Here is a 20,897-nt window from a genome sequence, read left to right as displayed (position 1 = left end):
TCCCCGTCCGCGTGGTACGTCCGCGTGGTACGACGAAGGGGCCTCCCGTGATCGGGAGGCCCCTTCGCGTAGGCCGGGCTACGGGCGCCGGGCCGAGGTGACCCGATAGACGTCGTAGACGCCCTCCACACCCCGTACGGCCTTCAGGACGTGGCCCAGGTGCTTGGGGTCGCCCATCTCGAAGGTGAAGCGGGAGGTGGCCACCCGGTCGCGGGAGGTCTGCACGGCCGCCGACAGGATGTTGACGTGCTGGTCGGACAGGACCCGGGTGACGTCGGACAGCAGCCGGGAGCGGTCCAGCGCCTCGACCTGGATGGCGACCAGGAAGACCGAGGACTGGGTGGGCGCCCACTCGACGTCCAGCATCCGCTCGGGCTGCTGGGAGAGCGAGTCGACGTTGACGCAGTCGGCCCGGTGGACCGAGACGCCGCTGCCGCGGGTGACGAAGCCGATGATCGGGTCGCCCGGCACCGGGGTGCAGCAGCGGGCCAGCTTGACCCAGACGTCCTCGACGCCCTTGACGACCACGCCCGGATCGCCCTTGGCGCGCCGCTTGGAGCGGCCGCGGGAGGGCGGCGCGGACTCGGCGATGTCCTCGCTGGCGGCCTCCTCGCCGCCGAGCGCCTGCACCAGCTTCTGCACCACGCTCTGCGCGGTGACATGGCCCTCGCCGATCGCCGCGTACAGCGAGGTTATGTCGGGGTAGCGCATCTCGTGGGCGAGGGTGACCAGGGAGTCGCCGGTGAGGATCCGCTGGATGGGCAGGTTCTGCTTGCGCATGGCGCGGGCGATGGCGTCCTTGCCGTGCTCGATCGCCTCGTCCCGGCGCTCCTTGGAGAACCAGGCGCGGATCTTGTTGCGGGCCCGCGGCGACTTGACGAAGCCGAGCCAGTCCCGGGAGGGGCCGGCGCCGACCGCCTTGGAGGTGAAGACCTCCACCAGGTCGCCGTTGTCCAGGGTGGACTCCAGCGGGACCAGCCGGCCGTTGACCCGGGCCCCTATGGTGCGGTGGCCGACCTCGGTGTGCACCGCGTAGGCGAAGTCGACCGGGGTGGCGCCGGCGGGCAGCGCTATCACGTCGCCCTTGGGGGTGAAGACGAAGACCTCGTTGCGGGAGAGGTCGAAGCGCAGCGACTCCAGGAACTCGCCCGGGTCCTCGGTCTCCTTCTGCCAGTCCAGCAGCTGGCGCAGCCACGCCATGTCGTTGACGTGGTCGTCCTTGCCGCCGGCCCGGCGGGGCACGTCGGTGCGGACCTTGGAGGCGCCGGCCACGGCCTCCTGCTTGTACTTCCAGTGCGCGGCGATGCCGTACTCGGCGCGGCGGTGCATGTCGAAGGTGCGGATCTGCAGCTCGACGGGCTTGCCGTTGGGGCCGATCACCGTGGTGTGCAGCGACTGGTACATGTTGAACTTGGGCATCGCGATGTAGTCCTTGAACCGGCCGGGGACCGGGTTCCATCGCGCGTGGACGGTGCCGAGGGCGGCGTAGCAGTCGCGGACCGTGTCCACCAGCACCCGGATGCCGACCAGGTCGTAGATCTCCGCGAAGTCCCGGCCGCGGACGATCATCTTCTGGTAGACGCTGTAGTAGTGCTTGGGGCGGCCGGTGACGGTGGCCTTGATCCGGGCGGAGCGCAGGTCGGACTGGACCTCGTCGGTCACTATGGCCAGGTACTCGTCCCGCTTGGGGGCGCGCTCGGCGACGAGGCGGACGATCTCGTCGTACATCTTGGGGTAGAGGATCGCGAAGGCGAGGTCCTCCAGCTCCCACTTGATGGTGTTCATGCCCAGCCGGTGCGCCAGCGGGGCGTAGATCTCCAGCGTCTCGCGGGCCTTCTTCTCCTGCTTCTCCCGCTTGAGGTAGCGCATGGTGCGCATGTTGTGCAGCCGGTCGGCGAGCTTGATGACCAGGACCCGGGGGTCCTTGGCCATGGCGACGACCATCTTGCGGACGGTCTCGGCCTGCGCGGCCTCGCCGAACTTGACCTTGTCGAGCTTGGTGACGCCGTCGACGAGCAGGGCGACCTGGTCGCCGAAGTCCTTGCGGAGGGCGTCGAGCCCGTACTCGGTGTCCTCGACGGTGTCGTGCAGCAGCCCGGCCATCAGGGTCGCCGGGTCCATGCCCAGCTCGGCGAGGATGGTGGTGACGGCCAGCGGGTGGGTGATGTACGGGTCGCCGCTCTTGCGCTTCTGGCCCCGGTGCCAGCGCTCGGCGACCTGGTAGGCGCTCTCGATCTGGCGCAGGACCGAGGTCTCGGTTTTGGGGTCGTTGCCCCGGACGATGCGCAGCAGCGGTTCCAGGACCGGGTTGTACGGGGAGGAGCGCTGGACGCCGAGCCGGGCGAGGCGGGCCCGCACCCGGTTGGAGGAGCCGCCGCCGCTGCGGCCGGGCGCGGGCGGCGTGGGCTTGGGCGTCGAGACGGGGGCGGGCCCCGCCGAGTGGCGCACCGACTCCGAGAGGCGGTCGGCCGCCTTGTTCGGGGACGTGGCGGGGGGCGCCGCGGCCTTCTCGGCGTGCTGGTCGGGCTTCGCGGCGGAGAGTGGCTGGGCCTCGTCTGGCAAGAGCGCTCCTCGTGCGGGGTCCGGGTCCCCCGGTCAGGCCCGGAATCCCATGGTACTGACCTCGGGCCGCGGGTTCGCCCCGGGACCTCGGGGCGGGGCAAGGGCGCCTTTCGGCCAATGTCCCGGCCGGACAACGCCACGGCGGGCGTCCGTTGTTCCGGACGCCCGCCGTGTACGCGCTGGTGCGGAGGCTCAGAGGGTGATCAGGGCCTGAAGCGGGGCGCCGCCGAGGGCGGGCTCCAGACGGGCCCGGCCGCCGAGGAAGCCGAGCTCCATCAGCACCGCCACCCCGGCGACCTCGGCGCCGGCCCGGCGGACCAGCGCCAGGGACGCCTCGGCGGTGCCGCCGGTGGCCAGTACGTCGTCGATGACCAGGACCCGGTCGCCGGGGGCCAGGTCCTCGGCGTGCACCTCGATCTCCGCGGTGCCGTACTCCAGCTCGTACCCCTGCTTCAGGGTGGCGCCGGGCAGCTTGCCGGCCTTGCGGACCGGGATGAAGCCCAGCTTGGCGGAGACGGCGACCGGGGCGGCGAGGATGAACCCGCGCGCCTCCAGGCCGACGATCTTGGTGGCGCCGTACCGCTCCGCCAGCTCGGCCAGCTCGGCGGTGAGCGCGGCGAACGCCTCCGGGTCGGCCAGCAGGGGCGTGATGTCCTTGAAGACCACGCCCTCGACGGGGTAGTCCGGGACGTCGCGGATGCGGCTGAGCAGCAGCTCGGCGGTGCTCGCGCTCATCGGCGCTTGCCCCGGCCGCGGGCGGGCTGGCGGCGCGGTCCGACGACCGCTCCGGCCGGGGCCGCGTCCTCCGACTCGTCCTCGGGGCCGTGGCCCTCCTCGTCCACCGCGCTCTCCACGCCGCTCTCGCCCTTGGCGGCCGCCTGGGCGCGCTTGGCGAGGACCCGCTTGCGCAGGGCCTTCATCTGCGGCTCGCGCTCCTTGAGGTCGGCGACCAGCGGGGTGGCGATGAAGATCGAGGAGTACGCACCGGCGGCGAGGCCGACGAAGAGCGACAGCGAGATGTCGTTGAGCATGCCGGCGCCCAGCACGCCGCCGCCGATGAACAGCAGGCCCGCCACCGGCAGCAGCGCCACCACGGTGGTGTTGATGGAGCGGACCAGGGTGCCGTTGATGGAGCGGTTGGCGACCTCGCTGTAGGTCCACCGGGTCTGCTTGGTGATGCCCCGCGAGCTCTCCTTGAGGCTGTCGAAGACCACGACCGTGTCGTAGAGCGAGTAGCCGAGGATGGTGAGCAGGCCGATCACCGTACCGGGAGTGACCTCGAAGCCCACCAGGGCGTAGATGCCGACGGTGATGGTGATGTCGTGGATGAGGGCGACCAGCGCGGCGAGCGCCATCCGCCACTCGAAGGCGATGGCCAGGTAGACCACCACCAGCACCATGAAGATGCCGAGGCCCGTCCACGCCTTGTTGGCGATCTGCTCGCCCCAGCTGGGGCCGACGATGTCGGCGTTGAGGTCGCCCGCGGGGACCTTCAGCTCCTGGGCCAGCTCACCGGTGATGCGGTCGGCCTCGCCGGTGCCGACGTCGGAGATCTGGATGCGCAGACCGCCGGTGCCCAGCTCCTGCACGATCGGCAGATGACCGGAGACGTCCTCGGCGACCTCGCGGGCCTGCTCGGCGGAGACCGAGGTCTTGGGAGTGGTGACGACCAGGCCGCCCTTGAACTCGATGCCCATGTTGAGGCCCTGCACCACCAGGCCGAGGATGGCCGTGATGGTGATCAGGATGGAGACGCCGTACCAGAGCTTCCGCTTGCCGACGAAGTCGTAGCCGACCTCGCCGCGGTACAGGCGGGCGCCGATGCTGCCGAGCCGTGACATCTCACGCCTCCTTCGGTTCGGTGGGGGCGGAGGTGCGGCGCGCGCGGCGCAGCGGGGGCTTGGCACCCAGGCGCTTGGGGTCGAGACCCGACCAGGGGTGTCCGCCGCCGAAGAACTTCGTGCGGGCCAGCAGCGACATCAGCGGCTTGGTGAAGAGGAACACCACGACGACGTCGAGCAGGGTGGTCAGGCCCAGGGTGAAGGCGAAGCCCTGCACCTTGCCGACGGTCACGATGAACAGCACCGCGGCGGCCAGGAACGACACGAAGTCGGAGACCAGGATGGTGCGGCGGGCGCGCGGCCAGCCGCGCTCCACGGCGGGGCGCAGGCTGCGGCCCTCGCGGATCTCGTCGCGGACCCGTTCGAAGTAGACGATGAACGAGTCGGCGGTGATGCCGATGGCCACGATGGCGCCGCAGACCGCGGGCAGGTTGAGCGCGAAGCCGATGGCCGGGCCGAGCAGCGCCATCAGCGAGTAGGTGAGCACCGCGGAGACGCCGAGGCTGGCGATCGCGATGAGCGACAGGCCGCGGTAGTAGACCACCAGGTAGACGATGACCAGCGCCAGGCCGATGGCGCCGGCGATCAGGCCGGCGTGCAGCTGCTCGCCGCCGAGGGCGGCGGTGACGGTGGTGGTGCTCTCCTGCTCGAAGGAGAGCGGCAGGGCGCCGTAGGAGAGGATGTTCGCCAGTTCGGTGGCGGACTCCTGGTTGAAGCTGCCGGAGATCTCGGCGCTGCCGCCGGCGATGGCGCTGCTGACCGAGGGCGCGGAGACGACCTGGCCGTCCAGGGTGATCGCGAACTGGTTCTGCGGCTGCTGCTGGGAGGCGAGCTTGCCGGTGGTGGCGGCGAACTTCTTGGCGCCGCCGTCGGTGAAGCCGAGCTGGACGATCCAGCGGGCGCCACGCGAGGTGTCGTAGACGCCCTTGGCCTCGTCGACGTCGGTGCCGGCCACCTCGGCCGGGCCGAGGATGTACTTGGCGTCGCCCTCGGTGGAGCAGGCCAGCGTCGGCTTGGACGGCTCGGAGTTGGCCGCCGGGTTGGCGATCTTCCTGGTCTTCGGGTCGGGCGCGCAGTCCAGCGTGGCGAACTGGTCGCCGAGCTGCTGGAGGGCGGCGTCACCGGTGCCGCTGGGCTGCGGGTTGGGCGTCGGGGCCCCGCTGGGGGCGGACGGGGACGGGCTGGGCGTCGGCGCCTTCAGCGCGCCGGACGCGGCCCGGCCCTGGGTGGTGGCACTGGGCTTGGGCGAGGGGGAGCCTTCGCCGGCGGAGGGCCGGCCGCTGGGCTCGGTGCTCGGCGTGCCGCTGGGCTTCCCGCTCGGCTCACCGCTCGCGGACGGCTCGGGCGTCGGCTGGCTGCCGGCGGCCGCGAGCACGGGCCGGAAGTACAGCTGGGCGGTGGTGCCGACCTGCTTCTTCGCCTTCTCCGAGTCCGTGGCACGGGGGATGTTGACGATGATGTGCCGGTCGCCCTGCTGCTGGACCTCGGCCTCCGACACGCCCAGACCGTTGACGCGACGCTCGATGATGTCGATCGCGGTCTGCATGTTGGCGTTGTTGATGGCGTTCGGCTTGCCGGGCTGGTTCTCCGCCCGCAGCGTGATGCTCGTACCGCCGGCCAGGTCGATGCCCAGACGCGGGGTGGTGTGCCCCGACCAGAACATGCCGCCGACCAGGCCCACCATGGCGATCAGGATCAGGGCCAGGGTGCGCCCCGGCTTGCCCTGCCCCCCCGTCGCCGGCCTGCGGCCCTTCTTGGCTGCTGCCACCTTCTCGTTTCTCCCTGTCCAACCGCCGCGCGCCGGTCAGGCGCCGTGGCGGCCACGAATGGTGTGGGGGTGCCCCCGCGGGTGTCGGCACGGCACGGACCGCGTACGCCGCTGCGGCGCCGCGGTCCGTGCCCGCGCCCTACTTGGCGTCGGTGTCGCCGTCGCGCTTGTCGGTCTTCTCGGTGGCGGCGGGGGTCTCGTCCCCGGCCGCGTCCTTCTTGCCGAGGTCGATCGCCGCGTCCTTCTTGCCCAGGTCGACCCGGTCGGCGTCGGCGTCCTCGTCGGCGGCGGTCAGCGCGCTGGCGTCGTCCGGCACCACGGGGGTCTCGCTCGCGTCACCGTCGCCGTGGACGATGCGGTTGTACTCGTCGTCCTCCAGGACGGCGCCGATGGCGTTCTTCGCGTAGATGGCGTGCACGCCGGGCGCCACCTCCAGGTGGACGGTGTCGTCACCGACCTCCTTGACGGTGGCGTACATCCCCCCGATGGTCCGCACCCCGCTTCCGGGCTGCATCTGGTTGCGCATCTGCACAGCCTGCTGCTGCTTCTTCTTGGCGGACCGCGTCATCAGGAACATGGCCCCGATGAGGACGATGAACGGGAGGAGAGTCATGAGGCTCACGGGACGACAAATCCTTCGCACGGTCGCGGTCGCCCGCGGCCTGGTCTTCGGGGGTGGGTACGCCGGTCCTAGAGAGGTCGGCATCGGCGGAGTCTAGGCGAGTCCGCATCACTGGAACAACGCCCAGCATGGCACCGCGGTTCCTGGTGGGGCGAGTCTCCCCGCCGTCCCGGCCCGCCCGCGCCGCCCCCGCGACCCCGCTCCGGAGGTTCCCGCCCCGGTCAGCGCGGAGGGCGCCCTTCCGCTCGGGGCCTCACCCTCACGGCCCGAAGAGCCCCTGCTGACCGCCCGGAGCCGCCTGCGGCGGTACGAGGCCGAGGTGCGCCCAGGCCGCGGGGGTGGCCACCCGGCCGCGCGGTGTACGGGCCAGCAGTCCTTCCCGTACGAGGAAGGGCTCGGCCACCTCCTCGACGGTCTCCCGCTCCTCCCCCACCGCCACGGCCAGCGTGGACAGCCCCACCGGGCCGCCGCCGAAGAGCTTCAGCAGCGCCGAGAGCACCGCCCGGTCCAGCCGGTCCAGGCCGCGGTCGTCCACCTCGTACACCTTCAGCGCGGTGCCCGCGATCTCCTGGGTGATCATGCCGTCCGCCTTGACCTGGGCGTAGTCCCGGACCCGGCGCAGCAGCCGGTTGGCGATCCGGGGGGTGCCCCGGGAGCGGCCGGCGATCTCGGCGGCGCCGGCGGTGTCGATCGGCACGTCGAGCAGCTGGGCGGAGCGGTGGATCACCCGCTCCAGCTCGGCGGGCCCGTAGAACTCCATGTGCGCGGTGAAGCCGAAGCGGTCGCGCAGCGGCGGCGGCAGCAGTCCGGCCCGGGTGGTGGCGCCGACCAGGGTGAAGGGCGGCAGCTCCAGCGGGATGGCGGTGGCGCCGGGGCCCTTGCCGACCACCACGTCGACCCGGAAGTCCTCCATCGCCATGTAGAGCATCTCCTCGGCGGGCCGGGACATCCGGTGGATCTCGTCGAGGAAGAGCACCTCGCCCTCCTGGAGCGAGGAGAGGATCGCGGCCAGGTCGCCGGCGTGCTGGATGGCGGGGCCGGAGGTGATCCGGATCGGGGCGCCCATCTCGGCGGCGATGATCATCGACAGGGTGGTCTTGCCGAGGCCGGGCGCGCCGGAGAGCAGCACATGGTCGGCGGTGGCGCCGCGGGCCAGGGCCGCCTTGAGCACCAGGTCGAGCTGTTCGCGCACCCGCTCCTGGCCGACGAACTCGGCCAGCGACTTGGGGCGCAGGGCCGCCTCGACGGCCTGGTCCTCGCCGTCGGCGGAGGCCCCGACCAGCCGGTCGGCGGCGTCGGCGGCTTGTGCGGTGTCGTCGTCCCAGTTCACGGTGTGCGTCAGCCTCGCGGTTCGGCGGATTGCGGTACGGGGGTGGGGCCGGTCCGTCGGTGTGCGGACGCGGGGCCCCGGGTCAGCGGGTGCGGTTCAGGCCCTGCAGGGCGGCCTTGAGCAGCTGCCCGATCTGCGGGTCGCCGCCGGCGGCCTCGGCCTGCGGGGCGACGGCCTCCACCGCCTCCTCGGCCTCCCGGGTGGCGTACCCGAGGCCGACCAGGGCGGTGTGCAGCTGGTCCCGCCAGGAGGCGGGCCCGGCCGCGATCGGGGCGGCGGTGCCGGTGCCCAGCGGCGCCCCGAGCCGGTCCTTCAGCTCAAGCAGCAGCTTCTGCGCGCCCTTCTTGCCGATGCCGGGCACGGCGGTGAGCGCCTTCTCGTCCCCGGTGGCCACCGCGCGGCGCAGCGCGTCCGGGCGGTGCACCGCCAGCATCGCCTGGGCCAGCCGGGGGCCGACGCCGCTGGCGGTCTGGAGCAGCTCGAAGACCTGCCGCTCGTCGTCGTCGGCGAAGCCGTACAGGGTCAGCGAGTCCTCCCGGACCACCAGCGAGGTGGCGAGCCGGGCCTCCTGGCCGATCCGCAGTGTGGAGAGGGTGTCCGGGGTGCACTGCACGGCCATCCCGACCCCCCCGACCTCGATGACGGCGGTGGTCGGCGCGAGGGCCGCGACCGGCCCGGTGACGAAGGCGATCATGTTCAACGGCCCTTCCCGGCTCGTTGGGCGGCGGTTTGGGCGGCGACCGCCTGCTGGAGGCGGTTGGTGGCGGGGGCCCGCCAGATGTGGCAGATGGCGAGCGCCAGGGCGTCCGCGGCGTCGGCCGGCTTCGGCGGGGCGTCCAGCCGGAGCAGCCGGGTCACCATGGCCCCCACCTGCGCCTTGTCCGCCCGCCCGGACCCCGTCACCGCGGCCTTCACCTCACTGGGGGTGTGCAGCACCACCGGCAGCCCCCGGCGGGCCGCACACAGCATGGCGACCGCGCTGGCCTGGGCGGTGCCCATCACCGTACGCACATTGTGCTGGCTGAAGACCCGCTCCACGGCGACCACGTCCGGGCGGTGGGCGTCCAGCCACTCCTCCACGCCCCGCTCGACCGCGACCAGCCGCACCGCGGTGTCCGCGTCGGCCGGGGTGCGCACCACGCCGACCCCGCGCATGGCCAGCGGTCTGCCCGCCACGCCCTCCACGACGCCGACCCCGAGCCGGGTCAGCCCCGGGTCCACCCCGAGCACCCGCACAGCCCCCGCCCCCTCCCACATCCGTACATCTGTTTGTCGCAGGCTATCCGCCACCACCGACAACACCGCGCAGCAACGCCACGGGCCGGCGGGCACGACCGTCTCCGGTGTGCCCGCCGGCCCGTGGCGCGACAGGGGATCAGGCGTCGACCTTCTCCATGACCTCGTCCGAGACGTCGAAGTTGGCGAAGACGTTCTGCACGTCGTCGCTGTCCTCCAGGGCGTCGATCAGCTTGAAGATCTTGCGCGCGCCCTCCTCGTCCAGCTCGACCTGCATGGTCGGGACGAAGTTGGCGTCGGCCGAGTCGTAGTCGATCCCGGCGGCCACCAGGGCGGTGCGGACCGCGACCAGGTCGGTGGCCTCGCTCAGCACCTCGAAGCTCTCACCGAGGTCGTTGACCTCCTCGGCACCGGCGTCCAGCACCGCGGCCAGCACGTCGTCCTCGCCCAGCTCGCCCTTGGGGACGATGACGACGCCCTTGCGGTGGAACAGGTACGACACCGAGCCCGGGTCGGCCATCGAACCGCCGTTGCGGGTCATGGCCACCCGTACGTCGGAGGCGGCGCGGTTGCGGTTGTCGGTGAGGCACTCGATGAGCACCGCGACACCGTTGGGGCCGTAGCCCTCGTACATGATCGTCTCGTAGTCGACGCCGCCGCCTTCGAGACCGCCGCCGCGCTTGACCGCCGAGTCGATGTTCTTGTTGGGCACCGACTGCTTCTTGGCCTTCTGGATGGCGTCGAAGAGCGTCGGGTTGCCCTCGGGGTCGGCTCCGCCGGTCCGGGCCGCGACCTCGATGTTCTTGATGAGCTTCGCGAAGAGCTTGCCGCGCTTGGCGTCGATCACGGCCTTCTTGTGCTTCGTCGTAGCCCATTTAGAGTGGCCGGACATCTGCCTGTCTCCTTCGCGTAACCCTGCACTGAACGAACCTGGATCCTACCGGGGTCGCGTCACCCCGCCGTGCGCACCATCTCGGTGAACAGGGCGTGCACCCGGTGGTCCCCGGTCAGCTCGGGATGGAAGGAGGTGGCCAGCGCGTTGCCCTGGCGCACCGCGACGATATGGCCGCCGTGCTCGGCGAGCACCTCGACCCGGGCGCCCACGGACTCCACCCACGGCGCGCGGATGAACACCCCCTCCACCGCCGCGCCCTCGACCCCGGCGACCTCGACAGCCGCCTCGAAGGACTCGTTCTGCCGCCCGAAGGCGTTCCGCCGCACGATCATGTCGATGCCGCCGAAGGTCTCCTGCCCGGACCGCGGGTCGAGGATCTTCTCCGCCAGCATGATCATCCCGGCGCAGGTCCCGTAGACCGGCATCCCGGCCGCGATCCGCTCACGCAGCGGATCGGCCATGCCGAACAGGTTCGCCAGCTTGGAGATCGTCGTGGACTCGCCGCCCGGCAGCACCAGGCCGTCCACCTCGGCCAGCTCCTCCGGCCGCCTGACCGGCCTGGCCACGGCGTCCGCCACGGCCAGGGCGGTCAGGTGCTCGCGGACGTCGCCCTGGAGCGCCAGGACGCCGATCACCGGAGAGGTCATCACCAGCCCCGGTTGGCGTAGCGCTCGGCCTCGGGCAGGGTGTCGCAGTTGATGCCGACCATGGCCTCGCCCAAGTTCCGGGAGGCGTCCGCGATGATCTTCGGGTCGTCGTAGAAGGTGGTCGCCTTGACGATGGCGGCGGCGCGCTTGGCCGGGTCGCCCGACTTGAAGATGCCCGAGCCCACGAAGACGCCCTCGGCGCCCAGCTGGCGCATCAGCGCGGCGTCGGCCGGGGTGGCCACGCCACCGGCGGAGAACAGCACCACCGGCAGCTTGCCCAGCTCGGCGGTCTCCTTGACCAGCTCGTACGGGGCGCGCAGGTCCTTCGCCGCGGCGTACAGCTCGTTGTTGTCGAAGCCGCGCAGCCTGGCGATCTCGTTCTTGATCTGGCGCAGGTGGCGCACCGCCTCCACCACGTTGCCGGTGCCGGCCTCGCCCTTGGAGCGGATCATCGCCGCGCCCTCGGCGATCCGGCGCAGCGCCTCGCCCAGGTTGGTGGCGCCGCACACGAACGGGGTGGTGAACGCGAACTTGTCCGAGTGGTTCACCTCGTCGGCCGGGGTCAGCACCTCGGACTCGTCGATGTAGTCCACGCCCAGCGACTGGAGCACCTGCGCCTCGACGAAGTGGCCGATACGCGACTTGGCCATCACCGGGATCGAAACGGCCTCGATGATGCCCTCGATCATGTCCGGGTCGGACATCCGGGCCACCCCGCCGTCCTTGCGGATGTCGGCCGGCACCCGCTCCAGCGCCATGACGGCCACGGCGCCCGCGTCCTCGGCGATCTTGGCCTGCTCCGGCGTGACGACGTCCATGATCACGCCGCCCTTGAGCTGCTCGGCCATCCCGCGCTTGACGCGCGCGGTGCCGGTCTCGGGGGACTGCGGGGTGGTGGTGCTGGACACGGATGGACCTCACTCGGGAGAACGGGGTGTACGACTCCCCCGAGGAAACCGGGGCCACGGGGGGCCGGGCAAGGGCCAATGTCCACCCGGTGGCTCATTTTCCGGGCCGCCCCCGGGGCGCGGCCCGCGTGCCGCCCCACGGGGCGCGGGTCCCGGACGGGCTCGTGGGCGCCCGCGCGCCCCCTCCTACCCCCGATCGGCCAGGGCCACCGGCGGCTCGTCGTCCATCTCGAACGCCAGTGGGAACGGGGCGTGCCCCGCCAGCCGGAACCAGCGCACCGTACGGTGCCGGCGCAGCGCCCTCGCCGCGCGCACCGCGTCGTTGTGGAACCGGCGGGCCATCGGCACCCGCCGCACCGCCGCCGCGAGCTCCCCGGCGGCCTCCTCACCGCCCGGCGCCTCCCGGACCTCCTCCACCTGCTCGGTCTCCCCGAACACCGCGCGCAGCGCCTGGCTCAGCTCACTTTCGGCCACCTCACGCTGCTCCTCCTCCGCCTGCCGGGCCGCGTGCGCCGCCTCGTACAGCACGATCGAGGCCGCCGGGTCGAGCACCCCGCTCGTCGCCAGCTCCTGCGCCACCGACGCGCGCCGCACCAACTGCGCGTCCAGCGCCGCGCGCGCCGCGTCGATCCGCGCGTGCAACCGGTCCAGCCGCCCGGCGGTCCAGCTCAGATACAGCCCGATCGCGAACAGGCCCACAGCCACGTAAACAAGGGTCTCGATCACCCCCGAAGGCTATCGGGCGCGCCTACGGGCCCTCCCACACCAACCGGTCATGCGCGAACAGCACCCGCCGCGCGCCCAGTTCGGCGAACCGATCCAACCACCCCACCATCTGTCCACGCCCCCACCTCCGCGAGCGCAACGTCCAACTCCCTCCTGCTCGGCCGGTAGTGCGCATCCGTCTCCGGCCCCGGGCCCGTACAACCGGCTGCGGCCCCCTTCCGGCCTGGGGCCCGTACCGCTGGGCCTGGCTGTGTCCCGGCCTCTAGGCCGGGGTCGTGCCACCGGGGGTGCACTCGCCCTCCGGACGTTGGGTGGGGTACGCAGGGTCGCGCGCGCAGCCGCCGAGCGTAATGAGGCGGTGAGATTGACCGTCGAACGGTGAGCGCGAGCGGCGAGCACGTGAGCCCGGAGTGCCCCGCCCCCCACCCACCGGGCAGAGTGCACACCCACCGGACCCGCAAACCGCCACCGGACCGGAACCGGAACAGACGCAGACGCGTCAGCGAGGCCACCGGCCGGACCGGGCCACTGGCGGCGCCAGCCGCCCACGTCGCTCGTCCGCGTCCACCGCCGCAGCCCCCGCCGTGACCGTCTCGTAGACCGCGAGGATGTCCGCGCCGACCGTGGACCAGTCGAAGCGCCGCACATGCGCGCTGCCCCGGTCGCGGAGTTCGGCGCGGCGGAGGGGGTCGCCGAGGAGGCTGACCGCGGCCTTGGCCAGCGCCTCGGCGTCCTCGTTGGCGAAGAGCTCGCCCGCCGCGCCCTGGTCCAGGACCTGGGCGAAGGCGTCCAGGTCGCTGGCGAGGACCGGGGCGCCCGCCGACATGGCCTCGACCAGGATGATGCCGAAGCTCTCGCCGCCGGTGTTGGGGGCCACGTACACGTCCACGCTGCGCAGCAGCCGCGCCTTGTCCTCGTCGCTGACCATGCCCAGGAACTCGACCCGGGAGCGCATCTCGGCGGGGAGGGAGGCGACGGCCTCCTCCTCGTCGCCGCGGCCCGCGACCAGCAGGCGGGTGTCGGGGCGGGCGGCGAGGATGTGGGGGAGGGCCTTCATCAGGACGGGCAGCCCCTTGCGGGGTTCGTCGATGCGGCCGATGAAGCCCAGGGTGCCGCCCTGCCACTCGGGACGCGGCTCGGCCCTGGCGAAGAAGTCGACGTCGACGCCGTTGGGGATGACGACGGCGTCGCCGCCCAGGTGCTCGACCAGGGTGCGCCGGGCGTACTCGCTGACCGCGATCCGGGCGCTGATCTTCTCCAGCGCGGGCTGGAGGATCGGGTACGCGGCGATCATGGCGCGCGAGCGCGGGTTGGAGGTGTGGAAGGTGGCCACGATCGGGCCGCGGGCCGCCCAGCAGGAGAGCAGGCCCAGGGAGGGCGAGGCAGGCTCGTGGATGTGGATGACGTCGAAGGTGCCCTCGTGCAGCCAGCGGCGCACCCTCGCGGCGGAGAGGAAGCCGAAGTTGAGGCGGGCGACCGAGCCGTTGTACGGGACGGGCACGGCGCGGCCGGCCGAGACGACGTACGGGGGGAGGGGGGTGTCGTCGTCGGCGGGAGCGAGGACGGAGACCGAGTGGCCCAGGCGGATCAGGTGGTCGGCGAGGTCGCGGATGTGGAACTGCACCCCGCCGGGGACGTCCCAGGAGTAGGGGCAGACGATGCCGATCCTCACAGCGCCACCCGGGCGGGGTCGAGGTCGGCGAGCCAGAGGCGCTGGAGCATGTGCCAGTCCTCGGGGTGCTCCGCGATGCCCTCGGCGAAGGCGTCGGCGAGGGACTGGGTCATCAGCGCGCTCTTCTCGGCGCGGGTGCCCTCGGCGGGGGTCTCGACGGGCGGGTGGACCCGGCCCCGCATGGAGGTGCCGTCGTACCAGAGGGTGACGGGGAGCAGCACCGCCCCGGTCTGCTGGGCGAGCATCGCCGGGCCGGCCGGCATCCGGGCCCTCTCGCCGAAGAAGTCGACCTCCACACCGGAGGAGGACAGGTCGCGGTCGGCGACCAGGCAGATCAGGCCGCCGGCGCGCAGGCGGCGGGCGAGGGTGCCGAAGGCGGAGCCGCCGGCGTGCGGCAGGACCTCCATGCCGAGCGACTCGCGGTAGGCGACGAACCGGTCGTAGAGGCTCTCGGGCTTGAGGCGTTCGGCGACGGTGGTGAAGGGGACGCCGAGGACCCGGGTGACCCAGACCCCGGCGAGGTCCCAGTTGGCCAGGTGGGGCAGGGCGAGGATGACGCCGCGGCCGGCGTCGAGTCCGTCGGTGAGGTGGTGGAGGTCCTTGACCTCCAAGGAGGCCCGGACCCGGTCCGCGCTCCAGGAGGGCAGCCGGAAGGACTCCATCCAGTAGCGCATGTAGGAGCGCATCCCGGCCCGGGAGAGGGCGGCGAGGCGGGCCGGGGAGGCGTCCGGGACGACCCGGGCGAGATTGGCCTCCAGTCGGAGCACGCCCTTGCCCCGGCGCTTCCACGCGGTGTCGGCGATACGGCGGCCGAGGCCCGCGGCCACCGGCTCGGGCAGCTTCTTCACCGCGCCCCAGCCGAGCCCGTACAGGCTGTCGGTGAGCCGCTCGCTGGCGGTGCTCATGCCCCACTCCCCCTTGTGCCGGGGGCGGCCCCCGGTTCGTCCTGGCCGGCCGCCGGTCCGGTGCCGGGGACGGTGCCGGGGCGGGGGCCGGGGCCGCCGCCCGCCTGGACCGCGGCCGACCCGGCCGCCACATCCCCCGCCGCCGCCACAGCGGCCTCGGCCGCCTCGGCCTCGGCGGACTCGCGCCGTACCGTCACCACCCGCTGCCCCAGGGTCACCGCGCTGCCCGCGGCGACCACCCACAGGGCGATCGGCAGCAGGATCTGGATGCCGGGGACGCCGAAGCCGTGCAGTCCGGCGAGGCCGGCCGCGACGAGGGAGATGACCAGCCGCTCGGCGCGTTCGACCAGGCCGTTGACGGCCACCGGCAGGCCGATGGACTCGCCTCGGGCCTTGGTGTAGGAGACGACCTGGCCGCTGGCGAGGCAGAAGATGGCGACCGCGCAGAGCACGTTGTCGTCGCCCCGGCCCGCGTACCAGAGGGCGAAGCCGCCGAAGATGGCGCCGTCGGCGACCCGGTCCAGGGTGGAGTCCAGGAACGCGCCCCAGCGGCTGGAGATCCCGGCCTGGCGGGCCATGTTGCCGTCCACCAGGTCGGAGAAGACGAACAGGGTGATGACGATGGTGCCCCAGAAGAACTCGCCGCGCGGGAAGAAGACCAGCGCCCCGGCCATCACCCCGGCCGTGCCGACGAGGGTCACGGCGTCGGGACTCACCCCGCGGCGGAGCAGAAACGCGGCGAACGGTGTGAGGACACGCGTGAAGAACGCACGCGCGTACTTGTTCAGCATGGCCTTCCCGACGGTTGGTGGCCGCCCGGCCCCTACGGCCGGCGGCGCCGACCCATCGTAGTCACAGGCTCCGGTGCCTCTCGCCGCGGACGCCCCCGTCGGCCGGGGCCCCGGCGGCGCCCCGCGTCGCGGTGACGGACGTATGGACGCAACCTGGCCTGAGTGGAAAGCTCGAAAGACGACCGCGGGCACCGCCGGAGCCGCCCGAGCTCGGCCGCTCCCCCGCGCCCGCGCCCCCACCTCCCCGTGCACCCACTGCCGGTGCACCCGCGATCAGGAGGATAGCCATGGGCGACAAGGCGAACACACACCCCGGGGCCGCCGGCAGGGCGATAACGGCCGGCCAGCCCTCATCGGTACGGAACGTGGTGCTGGTCGGCCACAGCGGATCGGGCAAGACGACGCTGGTGGAGGCCCTGGCGCTGACCGCGGGCGCGGTCAACCGGGCCGGCCGCGTCGAGGACGGCGGGACGGTCTCGGACTACGACGAGATCGAGCACCGCCAGCAGCGCTCCGTACAGCTCTCCCTGGTCCCGCTGGAGTGGGGCGGCTGCAAGATCAATCTGCTGGACACCCCGGGGTACGCCGACTTCGTCGGGGAGCTGAGGGCCGGTCTGCGCGCCGCGGACGCGGCCCTCTTCGTCGTCTCGGCCGCGCAGGAGGCCGACGCGGTCGCCGGGTCCTGCCGCGCGGTCTGGGAGGAGTGCGCGGCCGTCGGCATGCCCCGGGCGATCGTGGTCACCCACCTGGACACCGCCCGGGTCGACTTCGACGGGCTGACGGCGGTGCTGGCGCGGATCTTCGGCGGGGACGACCCGGACGCGATCCTGCCGCTGTATGTACCGGTGCTGGGCGCCCCGCAGCCGGACGGGCACGCCCCGGCGACCGGGCTGGTGGGGCTGCTCACCGAGCGGATCTTCGACTACGCCTCCGGGGAGCGGACCGAGCACCCGCCGCAGGAGGCGCAGCGGCCGCTGGTGGCCTCGGCCCGGGACCGGCTGATCGAGGGGATCATCGCCGAGAGCGAGGACGAGTCGCTGATGGACCGCTATGTCGGCGGTGAGGCGATCGACGTGGGCACGCTGATCGCGGACCTGGAGAAGGCGGTGGCCCGGGGCTCCTTCCACCCGGTGCTGGCGGCCGCCCCGGCGGCGCCCGGCGGAAAGCAGGGGCTGGGGACGGTGGAGCTGCTGGAGCTGATCACCCGCGGTTTCCCCACCCCGCTGGAGCGGGAGCTGCCCGCGGTGACCACCCCGGAGGGCTCCCCGCGGCCGGCGCTGGTCTGCGACCCGGACGGGCCGCTGGCCGCGGAGGTGGTGAAGACCTCCTCGGACCCGTATGTGGGGCGGATGTCGCTGGTGCGGGTGTTCTCCGGCACGCTGCGGCCGGACGAGACGGTGCATGTGTCGGGGCACGGGCTGGCCGACCGGGGCCATGAGGACCATGACGTGGACGAGCGGGTGGGCGCGCTGACCGCGCCGTTCGGCAAGCAGCAGCGGCAGTTGGGCGCCTGTATCGCGGGCGACATCGCCTGTGTGGCGAAGCTGACCCGGGCCGAGACCGGGGACACCCTGTCCGCCAAGGACGACCCGCTGCTGATGGAGCCGTGGCGGATGCCGGACCCGCTGCTGCCGCTGGCCATCGAGGCGCACAGCAAGGCGGACGAGGACAAGCTGTCCCAGGGGCTCTCCCGGCTGGTCGCCGAGGACCCCACGATGCGGCTGGAGCAGAACCAGGACACCCACCAGGTGGTGCTGTGGTGCCTGGGCGAGGCGCACCGGGACGTGGCGCTGGAGCGGCTGCGCCACCGGTACGGGGTGCAGGTGGACGTGGTGCCGCACAAGGTGCCGCTGCGGGAGACCTTCGGCAACCGGGCCGGCGGGCGCGGCCGGCACGTCAAGCAGTCCGGTGGGCACGGCCAGTTCGCGATCTGCGAGATCGAGGTGGAGCCGCTGCCGCCGGGGTCCGGGATCGAGTTCGTGGACAAGGTGGTCGGCGGGGCGGTGCCGCGCCAGTTCATCCCCTCGGTGGAGAAGGGCGTCCGGGCGCAGGCGGCCCGCGGGGTGCTGTCCGGTTTCCCGCTGGTGGACGTCCGGGTGACCCTGCTCGACGGCAAGGCGCACTCGGTGGACTCCTCGGACGCCGCGTTCCAGACCGCGGGCGCGCTGGCGCTGCGGGAGGCGGCCGCGGACACCCGGATCAACCTGCTGGAACCGGTCGCCGAGGTGCGGGTGATGGTCCCCGACGAGTATGTGGGCGCGGTGATGAGCGACCTGTCCGGGCGGCGCGGCCGGGTGGTCGGCACCGAGCAGGCCGGCGGGGGCCGGACCGTGGTGCGGGCGGACGTGCCGGAGATCGAGATCGGGCGGTACGCGGTGGAGTTGCGCTCCCTGTCGCACGGCACCGGCCGCTTCGACCGCCGCTACGCCCGGCACGAGCCGATGCCGTCGCAGGTGGCCGAGAAGCTGCGGGAGGGCGCCGCCGCCTGAGGGCGTGAACCGGGGCGCGGGGCGGCGGGTTTGCGCCGTCCCGCCCCGGGGCGGCTGAGTGACCGTTAGGCTGGGGTGCCCTGCTCGGCAGGTGTGCGCCGCACCGCGGTCGGGAAGAGGCCGCAGGGGCGGGCGGACGCCTGCGGTGGCCGGGTCGTGCGGACGCCGTGGGCGGTACGCGCGCCGGAAGCACTACGCGGCGATGGGGGCGGCAGTGGCGATGGACGGGTACGGTCCCGGGGCGCAGGTTCCGCTCCAGGGAGTCGGCGCGCAGACGGTGGCGATGAACGCGCTGGCGTCGGCCGCCTACCGGGACGTTCCGGTCGAGGAGATCCTCAAGGCCGACAACGAGTGGCACAAGTCGGAGGTGAAGCCCGGCCGGATGTCCAGGATGTTCCGGCCGAACCTGGGCGAGGCGTTCTCCCGGGCCGTGCAGGTGCGGATGCTGGGCGGGGCGCGGGCCCCGCTGATCCAGTCCTTCGGCACCGAGCCGCAGCCGATCGTGGAGCACTGCCTGGCGGCGACCAACATCCGCAAGCGCCGCGACACCCTGCTCACCGTGATCACCCTGGTCTTCGGGGTGCTGTTCCTGCCCGGCACCCTGGTCTGGCTGCTGGTGTTCTATCTGCGGCGGGGGCTGGCGGGGCGGACCGGGACGGCCGGCGCGATGGGCACCGCGCTGCTGGCCGGCGTCGGCATCCTGATCGTGCTGTTCCTGTGGAAGGTGCCGTTCACCGGGCTGGGCGGGCTCTATCTGCGGCTGATGTTCCTCGCCCCGGTGGTGGGCTGGTTCCTGGCCAAGCGGGTCTGCGAGGCCACCGCGCGGGACCTCAAGGACCGCTGGGCGGGGCTGCTGGCCGGCGGCGGGGTGGCGGCGAAGATCCCCGAGGCGGTGCCGCAGGACCCCAACGAGACGGCCGCCGAGGAGCTGCGGCAGTCGCTGGAGAAGCTGACCGCCGAGCAGCGCTCCAACATGGTCTTCTACGCGGGCCCCAAGGGGATACTGGGCATGGGCACCCGGTGGGGCAGCTGGCACCTGGCCGAGGAGCTGGTGCCGCACGAGGGCAAGGAGATCCACGCCTTCCGCAGCTGGGACGTGATCCGGCCGATCCACGACCAGCTGAAGCTGCTGGAGCGCGGCACCCTGAAGACCGGCTTCCCGACCCCGTCGGTGAACCACTGGATCGTCTCCCCGGTCGGCGAGGGCGCGGCGGGCGTCGTCCGGCCGGAGGGCGACACCATCGTCGCGTACCAGGTCAAGCCGCACGAGATACAGCGCATCTGCAACGAGAGCCAGTTCGGTAAGGGCAGCCGCCACTACCTGGGCGTGCAGTTCGTGCTCTGGGACGGGCAGCTGGTGCTGACCATGATGGTGACCGTCACGGCGCTGCTGCACACCCTGCGGATCGAGGTGACCGGGCACGCCCTGGGCCCGGTGCACTCGCTGTTCACCACTCCCCCGGCGCCGAAGACCAGGACCGTCTCCAAGACGGTCCGCTTCTGGGAGACCAAGGAGATCTCACTGCCGCTGGTGGAGACCGACGAGGTGGTACGGCTCGCGGTGCGCGCCCCGCTGACCTGGTTCCCGGCGGTGCTGGACTTCCTGGGCGGCCGGCTGGTGCTGCCGGAGCCGTTCGGGCTGCGGCACGCCTGGGCGGAGCAGCCCTGGCGCCACCGCTTCATGGCCGACGACGCCATCCGCGCGGCCACCCCGGTGATGCGGGCGGTGCACGCGGCGACCATCAAGTTCCTGGAGGAGCACGAGGTGAACACCGAGCGGTTCACCAACCGCTCCATGGTGCTCAGCGGCGCGGTGCAGGACGCGGCGCCGAAGAAGGCCGACACCTACGACGCCTGAGCGGAGCGTGCGTACGGGGAGCCGGTGTCCCGCTCGGGGCATCGGCTCCCCGCTGTCGTCCCCGGATTACGCCGCGCCGCCCGGCCAGACCGCGGCGAGCATGGCCCGGGTGTCGCCGAGGAGCTGCGGCAGCACCTTGGTGTGGCCGATCACCGGCATGAAGTTGGTGTCCCCGCCCCACCGCGGCACCACGTGCTGGTGGAGGTGGGCGGCGATCCCGGCGCCCGCGGCCCCGCCCTGGTTCATCCCGATGTTGAAGCCGTGCGCCCCGGACGCGGCCCGCAGCGCGGTCATCGCCCGCTTGGTGAACACCGCCAGTTCGGCCGTCTCCGCCTCGTCCAGCTCGGTGTAGTCGGCGACATGGCGGAACGGGACGACCATCAGATGGCCGCCGTTGTACGGGTAGAGGTTGAGCACCGCGTACACCGACTCACCGCGCGCGACGATCAGGCCGTCCTCGTCGGACTTCGCGGGGAGGGAGCAGAAGGGGCAGCCGTCGTCGGCCCCGGGGCCGCTCGGCTTGTTCTCGCCCTGGATGTACGCCATGCGGTGCGGCGTCCACAACCGCTGGAACGCGTCGGGCGACCCGACTCCGATCTGCTGCTCCGGCTCAGTCGTCATGCGAGCCAGCATATGCGCCGGTCGCC

The 20,897-nt window shown here is 72.7% G+C and carries 17 protein-coding genes and 1 pseudogene; 2 read left to right on the top strand and 16 right to left on the bottom strand.

All coding sequences use genetic code 11. The features are described from left to right. Window positions 1-78: 78 nt before the first annotated feature. The 15 genes and pseudogenes from M1O15_RS26565 to pgsA form a co-directional block, all read right to left on the bottom strand. Window positions 79-2,562, bottom strand: coding sequence for a RelA/SpoT family protein (locus M1O15_RS26565; protein ID WP_248636719.1), 2,484 nt, complete (start codon window positions 2,560-2,562; stop codon window positions 79-81). A gap of 192 nt (window positions 2,563-2,754) precedes the next feature. Continuing rightward, a complete protein-coding gene (locus M1O15_RS26560; RefSeq protein ID WP_248636718.1) occupies window positions 2,755-3,297 on the bottom strand; it encodes an adenine phosphoribosyltransferase in 543 nt (180 codons plus the stop codon). Then, a complete protein-coding gene (secF, locus tag M1O15_RS26555; protein WP_248636716.1) occupies window positions 3,294-4,403 on the bottom strand; it encodes a protein translocase subunit SecF in 1,110 nt (369 codons plus the stop codon). Before secF ends, M1O15_RS26560 begins: the two co-directional genes overlap by 4 nt. 1 nt (window position 4,404) lies before the next feature. Then, complete coding sequence (gene secD, locus M1O15_RS26550; protein ID WP_248636715.1) at window positions 4,405-6,171, bottom strand: protein translocase subunit SecD; 1,767 nt, start codon at window positions 6,169-6,171, stop codon at window positions 4,405-4,407. A gap of 139 nt (window positions 6,172-6,310) precedes the next feature. After that, window positions 6,311-6,793, bottom strand: a complete 483-nt coding sequence (gene yajC / locus M1O15_RS26545) for a preprotein translocase subunit YajC (RefSeq protein WP_248636714.1) — start codon at window positions 6,791-6,793, stop codon at window positions 6,311-6,313. A gap of 259 nt (window positions 6,794-7,052) precedes the next feature. After that, complete coding sequence (ruvB, locus tag M1O15_RS26540; protein WP_248636712.1) at window positions 7,053-8,123, bottom strand: Holliday junction branch migration DNA helicase RuvB; 1,071 nt, start codon at window positions 8,121-8,123, stop codon at window positions 7,053-7,055. Window positions 8,124-8,205: 82 nt separating this feature from the next. Then, a complete protein-coding gene (gene ruvA, locus M1O15_RS26535; protein WP_248636711.1) occupies window positions 8,206-8,817 on the bottom strand; it encodes a Holliday junction branch migration protein RuvA in 612 nt (203 codons plus the stop codon). A 2-nt stretch (window positions 8,818-8,819) separates the two neighbouring features. Next, a complete protein-coding gene (ruvC, locus tag M1O15_RS26530; RefSeq protein ID WP_248636710.1) occupies window positions 8,820-9,359 on the bottom strand; it encodes a crossover junction endodeoxyribonuclease RuvC in 540 nt (179 codons plus the stop codon). A gap of 139 nt (window positions 9,360-9,498) precedes the next feature. Next, window positions 9,499-10,251, bottom strand: a complete 753-nt coding sequence (locus tag M1O15_RS26525) for a YebC/PmpR family DNA-binding transcriptional regulator (RefSeq protein ID WP_248636709.1) — start codon at window positions 10,249-10,251, stop codon at window positions 9,499-9,501. Between the two features lie 59 nt (window positions 10,252-10,310). Continuing rightward, on the bottom strand, window positions 10,311-10,904 hold the full coding sequence (pdxT, locus tag M1O15_RS26520; protein ID WP_308282403.1) for a pyridoxal 5'-phosphate synthase glutaminase subunit PdxT: 594 nt from the start codon (window positions 10,902-10,904) through the stop codon (window positions 10,311-10,313). Then, window positions 10,901-11,809: a pyridoxal 5'-phosphate synthase lyase subunit PdxS gene (gene pdxS, locus M1O15_RS26515; RefSeq protein ID WP_308282402.1), complete on the bottom strand. Its 909-nt coding sequence runs from the start codon at window positions 11,807-11,809 to the stop codon at window positions 10,901-10,903. The genes pdxT and pdxS overlap by 4 nt, the downstream gene beginning before the upstream one ends. A gap of 186 nt (window positions 11,810-11,995) precedes the next feature. Beyond that, a complete protein-coding gene (locus tag M1O15_RS26510; protein WP_248636707.1) occupies window positions 11,996-12,535 on the bottom strand; it encodes a hypothetical protein in 540 nt (179 codons plus the stop codon). A gap of 499 nt (window positions 12,536-13,034) precedes the next feature. Continuing rightward, the gene (locus tag M1O15_RS26505; protein ID WP_248636706.1) at window positions 13,035-14,207 is read right to left on the bottom strand and encodes a glycosyltransferase family 4 protein; all 1,173 of its coding nucleotides are present in this window, start codon (window positions 14,205-14,207) and stop codon (window positions 13,035-13,037) included. Further along, on the bottom strand, window positions 14,204-15,112 hold the full coding sequence (locus tag M1O15_RS26500) for a phosphatidylinositol mannoside acyltransferase (protein ID WP_248636705.1): 909 nt from the start codon (window positions 15,110-15,112) through the stop codon (window positions 14,204-14,206). Before M1O15_RS26500 ends, M1O15_RS26505 begins: the two co-directional genes overlap by 4 nt. 116 nt (window positions 15,113-15,228) lie before the next feature. Beyond that, window positions 15,229-15,903 (bottom strand): annotated as a pseudogene (gene pgsA, locus M1O15_RS26495) (phosphatidylinositol phosphate synthase); the annotation flags it as partial. 287 nt (window positions 15,904-16,190) lie between these two features. Between pgsA and M1O15_RS26490 the strand changes: the two are divergent. Both M1O15_RS26490 and M1O15_RS26485 read left to right on the top strand, forming a co-directional pair. Next, window positions 16,191-18,392: an elongation factor G-like protein EF-G2 gene (locus M1O15_RS26490; protein ID WP_248636704.1), complete on the top strand. Its 2,202-nt coding sequence runs from the start codon at window positions 16,191-16,193 to the stop codon at window positions 18,390-18,392. Window positions 18,393-18,594: 202 nt separating this feature from the next. Beyond that, on the top strand, window positions 18,595-20,250 hold the full coding sequence (locus M1O15_RS26485; protein ID WP_248636703.1) for an AbeC-like domain-containing protein: 1,656 nt from the start codon (window positions 18,595-18,597) through the stop codon (window positions 20,248-20,250). A gap of 66 nt (window positions 20,251-20,316) precedes the next feature. On the opposite strand, the gene M1O15_RS26480 is transcribed toward M1O15_RS26485, so the two are convergent. After that, entirely contained in the window at window positions 20,317-20,883 is a 567-nt protein-coding gene (locus M1O15_RS26480) for an HIT family protein (protein WP_248636702.1), read from the bottom strand. Between the last annotated feature and the right edge of the window lie 14 nt (window positions 20,884-20,897).

It is taken from the genome of Streptomyces lichenis, assembly GCF_023218175.1.
Lineage (GTDB): Bacteria > Actinomycetota > Actinomycetes > Streptomycetales > Streptomycetaceae > Streptomyces > Streptomyces lichenis.
This window is presented reverse-complemented; position numbering and strand designations above follow the sequence as displayed.